The sequence below is a fragment of the Kitasatospora sp. NPDC059817 genome, from assembly GCF_042731835.1.
Taxonomy (GTDB): Bacteria; Actinomycetota; Actinomycetes; order Streptomycetales; family Streptomycetaceae; genus Kitasatospora.
The window spans coordinates 1-5,055 of sequence record NZ_JBHWIR010000318.1; the positions used below are offsets into that span (position 1 = coordinate 1).

The following is a 5,055-nucleotide window of genomic DNA, read 5'->3' on the forward strand; positions in this document are numbered from 1 at the left end:
GCGCACCGCCCCCCTCCCGCCGCCACGTCCGGCGGCCCGGCCCGGGTCCCGCGGGGGGAGGCGCCGTTTCGTCGCTGCGGGGCGGTACGGGTTGCTGCCGGTCGGCGTTCCGTCGGTGCGGGGTTCAGTTCGGGCGGGCGGGGTTCAGCGCTCTTCGCGGAAGTCGACGTGCCGGCGCGTGACCGGGTCGTACTTGCGCAGGACCATCCGGTCCGGGTCGTTGCGGCGGTTCTTGCGGGTCACGTACGTGTAGCCGGTGCCGGCGGTGGAGCGGAGCTTGATGACGGGGCGCAGTTCACTACGGGCCATGGGTGTCCTTCCGGGTTGGCGGGTTGGCGGGTTGGCGGGTTGGCGGGTTGGCGGGGCGTTCGGGGCCGGGGCGAAACCGTACACCGAAATGGAAGTCATTTTCATCTGGTGTAACGTGAGCTCCGTCCTGCCCATTCCCGGACGTCAGGGAGCGCCCATGTCCGCCCACTGCCAACTCACCGGCCGCAAGCCCGGATTCGGCAACGCGATCTCGCACTCGCACCGCCGCACCCGCCGCCGCTTCGACCCCAACATCCAGCACAAGCGCTACTGGCTGCCCGGCGAGGGCCGGTACGTCCGGCTCACCCTCAGCGCCAAGGGCATCCGCACCATCGACACGATCGGCATCGAGGCCGCCGTCGCCCGCATCCGCGCCCGAGGGGGGAAGGTCTGATGGCCAAGCAGAGCAAGATCGCCAAGAACGAGCAGCGCCGCGCCGTCGTGGCCCGGTACGCCGAGCGCCGCGCCGAGCTCAAGCGGATCATCGCCCACCCCGGCACCGCCCCCGCCGAACGCGCCGCCGCCCAGGCCGAACTCGCCCGCCAGCCCCGCGACGCCAGCGCCACCCGGATCCGCAACCGCGACGCCGTCGACGGCCGCCCCCGCGGCTACCTGCGGGCCTTCGGCCTCTCCCGGGTCAACCTCCGCGTCCACGCCCACGCCGGCCACCTGCCCGGCGTCCGCAAGGCCAGCTGGTGAGCGGCGTGGACGGGATCAAGCTGCCCGTGGTGGTCGTCGCCGGCCTGCACGCCGCCGAACGCCGCGCCGCCGTCCGGGAGTTGGCCGCGGCCGCGGTGGACGCGGTGGTCCTCCACCATGACCTGCGGGAGGCCTCGCAGGGTGTCGTCCACCGTGAACTGCGCGACGCGGGAGGCGGGTTCGACGCCGCCGACGTCCCACTGGTGAACGACTGCCCCTGCTGCGCCCTGCGCGAGGACCTGCTGCCGCGACTGCTGCGGATCGCCGACGAAGGCCGGTACGGACTCGCGATCGTCGAACTGTGGGGCGGCAGCGACCCGCACCCGGCCGTCGAGGTGATCGCCGGGGGAGAGGCGGACGGCCGCCATCTGGAGGACGCCGTCGAACTCGCGGGCGTGGTCACGGCCGTCGACCCGGACCGGCTGATCGGCGAACTCTCCGTCTCCGACGACCTGGTGGACCACGGCGAGCACACCGCCCGCCAGGACCAGCGGACCCGCGCGGAGGCGCTCGCCCACCAGGTCGAGTACGCCACCACCCTCGCCGTCCCGCGCGCGACGGCGCACACGCCCGGGCTCGCGCTGCTCCGCCAGCTCCACCCCACCGCCCGGGTCGTCCGGCTCGGCACCGGCGCGCTCACCCGGGCCGCCCTCGGCGGCTTCGACGTCGCCGCCGCCCGCGACCGGGTCAACCCGGCGATCGCGCTGCTCCCGCAGGAGAGCGACGAGGCCGGCGTCACCACGCTGGTCTGGGAGCGCCGCCGCCCGTTGCACCCCGAGCGGCTGCACCGGGCGCTGGAGCTGCTCGTCCCCGCCGCCCAGCGCAGCCGCGGCCGATTCTGGCTGGCCAACCGGCCCGACCTGATGCTCGCCTGGGACGCCGCCGGGGCCAACCTCGCCGTCGAGGAGTGCGGGCCCTGGCTCACCTCCCTGCCCGACGCCGCCTGGGAGCTGTACCCGCCAGCCCGCCGGGCCGCCGCCGCCCTCGACTGGCACCCGCTGCACGGCGACCGGGTGCAGCAGCTCAGCTTCACCGCCGAGGGCCTGGACGTCGACGGTGTCACCGGGCTGCTCGACTCCTGTCTGCTCACCGACGCCGAACTCGCCGCCGGCGAACCCGGCTGGAAGGCCCTGCCGGACGCCTTCCGGGACCTGCTCGACCCCGTTCACTGAGGAGCCGTCACTGTGCGTAAGCGACCGAACCCGCCCAAGGACCGGCCGAACCCGCTGTTCGCGGCCGGCATCGAGTACATCGACTACAAGGACACCGACCTGCTGCGGCGCTTCGTCTCCGACCGCGGCAAGATCCGGAGCCGCCGCGTCACCCGGCTCACCGTCCAGCAGCAGCGCGCCGTGGCCAGGGCCGTCAAGAATGCCCGCGAGATGGCCCTCCTCCCGTACGCCGCCGGCACCACCCGGTAGCCATCGCCGCCACCACCGCCACCACCGCCACCACCCGACAAGGAGCCCCCGATGGCCGTCCCCAAGCGCAAGACGTCCCGCAGCAACACCCGGCACCGCCGGGCCCAGTGGAAGGGCAAGGCCCCGAAGCTCGTCCCGATCACCCTCAACGGCCGCGAACTGCTCGTCCCCCAGAACCTGGTCCCCGCCTACCGCCGCGGCCTGATCGACCCGGAGGGGGCGTAGCGACCACGAAGGGGGCGTGCGGGGGCGGGAGCGCGCCCTGTCGGGGGTGCTCGGCGGGCGGATCGGGGTGGGGGTTCGTAGGCTCGACGCATGTCTGATGCGTACGCGGGTCGGCGGGAGCGGGTGAGGGAGCACTGCAGTGCGGCCGGGGCCGATGCGGCGCTGATCACCCGGGCGGCGAACGTGCGGTATCTGACGGGCTGCGCGCCCTGCGGGGCGACGCTGCTGCTGACCCGGGAGCGGGTGCTGCTGGCAGTGCCGGACGATCTGCCGCCGGACGACACCGGGGAGCACCTGATCGCGCCGGACGTCACCCAGGTGCCGGTGGTGGCCGCGGCGGACACCGCCCTGGCGGCGGCCGCCGCCGCCGCGCGACTGGGCGTGGCGGACCTCGCGGTGGAGGAGCACGACCTGACCGTCAGCCGCCACCGCGCGGTGGCGAGCCTGGCGGAGGGGGCCCGGCTGGCCGACCTGGCGCAGGTGGTCGAGCGGCTGCGGGTGGTCAAGGACGAGCACGAGATCGCCGACCTGCGGATCGCCGCCGAGATCGCCGACCAGGCGCTCGGCGAACTGCTGGAGTCGATCCTGGTCGGCCGCACCGAACGGCACCTGGCGATGGAGCTGGAACGCAGGATGATCGACCACGGCGCGGACCGGGCGGCCTACCCGGTGTCCGTCGGCACCGGCAGCCACTCCGGCCGGCCCGCCCACCAGCCGACCGACCGCCGGGTGGAGGAGGGCGACTTCCTCACCGTGGTGATGGGCGCCCAGTACCGGGGTTACGGCGTCTCCACCGCCCGGACCTTCGTGATCGGCGCCGCCCCCGCGCCCTGGCAGGTGGAGCTGCACCGGCTGGTGTTCCGGGCCCAGCGGGCCGGCCGGGAGGCGCTCGGACCGGGCGTGGAGCAGTACGTGCCCGACCGGGCCGCGCGGCAGATCCTGGAGGCGGCCGGCCACACCGAGACCTCCCCGCACCCGGTGGGGCACGGCATCGGGCTGGAGATCCGGGAGGCGCCGCGCCTCGGTCCGTCGGACATGGGTAAACTGGACAGCCGCGTGCCGGTCACCGTCGGCCCAGGGGTCCACCTCCCGGGCAAGGGCGGTGTCCGGATCGAGGACACGCTCGTGGTGCGCCCCCCAGAGGAGGGCGGGCCCGAGCTGCTCACCATCACCACCAAGGAGCTCCTCGCCCTGTGACCGCGGCCGCCCGTCGGCCGTCGGCGGCAGGACGCAAGCCTTGGTTCCTTGACAGCTATATCCAGGAGTAAGTGCGCCCGTGGCTTCCACGAACGATCTCAAGAACGGCATGGTCCTCAAGCTGGAGGGCGGCAAGCTCTGGTCCGTCGTCGAGTTCCAGCACGTCAAGCCCGGCAAGGGCCCGGCCTTCGTGCGCACGAAGCTCAAGGAGGTCCTGACCGGCAAGGTCGTCGACAAGACCTTCAACGCCGGCACCAAGGTCGAGACCGCCAACGTCGACAAGCGCGGCATGCAGTTCTCGTACAAGGACGGCGAGAACTTCGTGTTCATGGACACGGACACCTACGACCAGATCGTGGTCGAGCCGGCCGTCGTCGGCGACGCCTCCAAGTACCTGCTGGAGGGCTTCGAGGCCCTGGTCGCCATGTACGAGGGTGCCCCCCTGTACATCGAGCTCCCGGCCTCCGTCGAGCTGCTGATCTCCCACACCGAGCCGGGCGTCCAGGGCGACCGCTCCACCGGCGGCTCCAAGCCGGCCACGCTGGAGACCGGCGCCGAGATCGCCGTGCCGCTCTTCATCGTCACCGGCGAGAAGATCAAGGTCGACACCCGCGACGGCGGCTACCTCGGCCGGGTGAAGTAAGTCCGTGTCGGCCGCACGTAGCAAGGCCCGTACCCGGGCCTTCCAGATCCTCTTCGAGGCCGACCACCGCGGGGTCGACCCGCAGCGGGTCCTCGCGGACTGGGTGGCCCGCGCCCGCGAGCCGAAGCCCGACGAGGGCACCCCGCAGGTCGGCGAGTACACCATGGAGTTGATCGAGGGGTACGTCCAGCACGCTCGCCGGATCGACGACCTGATCTCGCAGTACGCGGTGGGCTGGACCCTCGACCGGATGCCGATCGTGGACCGCAACGTCCTGCGGCTCGGCGCCTACGAGCTGATCTGGGAGGACGGCGTCCCGGACGCGGTCGTCCTGGACGAGGCCGTGGAGATCGCCAAGGAGTTCTCCACGGACGACTCCCCGGCCTTCGTCAACGGTCTGCTCGCCCGCTTCCTGGAGCTGAAGCCGAGCATCCGCCGGTAGGTCGTGCGCCCTAGGCCCCGACCACCGGTGGCGGTTAAACCCGCAGAACGGCCGCTGGACCCGGTTACCGGGTCCGGCGGCCGTCGCGCGTTTCACCCGGGCGGCGTAAGGTGGTGCCC

Annotated in this window: 9 protein-coding genes; 8 read left to right on the forward strand and 1 reads right to left on the reverse strand. The window is 73.1% G+C overall.

The annotated features are described in order from the left end of the window. Positions 1–144 precede the first annotated feature (144 nt). Complete coding sequence (gene rpmG / locus ACFV61_RS34270) at positions 145–309, reverse strand: 50S ribosomal protein L33 (RefSeq protein WP_063346774.1); 165 nt, start codon at positions 307–309, stop codon at positions 145–147. A 157-nt stretch (positions 310–466) separates the two neighbouring features. Between rpmG and rpmB the strand changes: the two genes are divergently transcribed. The 8 genes from rpmB (at position 467) to nusB (ending at position 4,936) form a co-directional block, all read left to right on the forward strand. Continuing rightward, positions 467–703, forward strand: coding sequence for a 50S ribosomal protein L28 (rpmB, locus tag ACFV61_RS34275; RefSeq protein WP_063346773.1), 237 nt, complete (start codon positions 467–469; stop codon positions 701–703). Further along, positions 703–1,008 carry a 30S ribosomal protein S14 gene (rpsN, locus tag ACFV61_RS34280; RefSeq protein ID WP_063346772.1) on the forward strand — a complete coding sequence of 102 codons (306 nt, stop codon included), beginning with the start codon at positions 703–705 and terminating at the stop codon, positions 1,006–1,008. The genes rpmB and rpsN overlap by 1 nt, the downstream gene beginning before the upstream one ends. 5 nt (positions 1,009–1,013) lie before the next feature. Beyond that, positions 1,014–2,180 carry a CobW family GTP-binding protein gene (locus tag ACFV61_RS34285; protein ID WP_380342376.1) on the forward strand — a complete coding sequence of 389 codons (1,167 nt, stop codon included), beginning with the start codon at positions 1,014–1,016 and terminating at the stop codon, positions 2,178–2,180. Between the two features lie 12 nt (positions 2,181–2,192). Then, a complete protein-coding gene (rpsR, locus tag ACFV61_RS34290; RefSeq protein WP_063346770.1) occupies positions 2,193–2,429 on the forward strand; it encodes a 30S ribosomal protein S18 in 237 nt (78 codons plus the stop codon). A 51-nt stretch (positions 2,430–2,480) separates the two neighbouring features. Then, positions 2,481–2,654, forward strand: a complete 174-nt coding sequence (gene rpmF, locus ACFV61_RS34295; protein ID WP_063346769.1) for a 50S ribosomal protein L32 — start codon at positions 2,481–2,483, stop codon at positions 2,652–2,654. Positions 2,655–2,744: 90 nt separating this feature from the next. Continuing rightward, on the forward strand, positions 2,745–3,851 hold the full coding sequence (locus tag ACFV61_RS34300; protein WP_380496003.1) for a M24 family metallopeptidase: 1,107 nt from the start codon (positions 2,745–2,747) through the stop codon (positions 3,849–3,851). A gap of 79 nt (positions 3,852–3,930) precedes the next feature. Continuing rightward, positions 3,931–4,494, forward strand: coding sequence for an elongation factor P (gene efp / locus ACFV61_RS34305; RefSeq protein ID WP_063346767.1), 564 nt, complete (start codon positions 3,931–3,933; stop codon positions 4,492–4,494). 4 nt (positions 4,495–4,498) lie between these two features. Beyond that, entirely contained in the window at positions 4,499–4,936 is a 438-nt protein-coding gene (gene nusB / locus ACFV61_RS34310) for a transcription antitermination factor NusB (RefSeq protein WP_063346766.1), read from the forward strand. Positions 4,937–5,055: the final 119 nt, after the last annotated feature.

Excerpts from the sequence above, each read along its gene's own strand:
- rpmG (WP_063346774.1), bottom strand. The coding sequence starts at position 309 with ATGGCCCGTAGTGAACTGCGCCCCGTCATCAAGCTCCGCTCCACCGCC.
- rpmB (WP_063346773.1), top strand. The coding sequence starts at position 467 with ATGTCCGCCCACTGCCAACTCACCGGCCGCAAGCCCGGATTCGGCAAC.
- rpsN (WP_063346772.1), top strand. The coding sequence starts at position 703 with ATGGCCAAGCAGAGCAAGATCGCCAAGAACGAGCAGCGCCGCGCCGTC.
- ACFV61_RS34300 (WP_380496003.1), top strand. The coding sequence starts at position 2,745 with ATGTCTGATGCGTACGCGGGTCGGCGGGAGCGGGTGAGGGAGCACTGC.
- rpmF (WP_063346769.1), top strand. The coding sequence starts at position 2,481 with ATGGCCGTCCCCAAGCGCAAGACGTCCCGCAGCAACACCCGGCACCGC.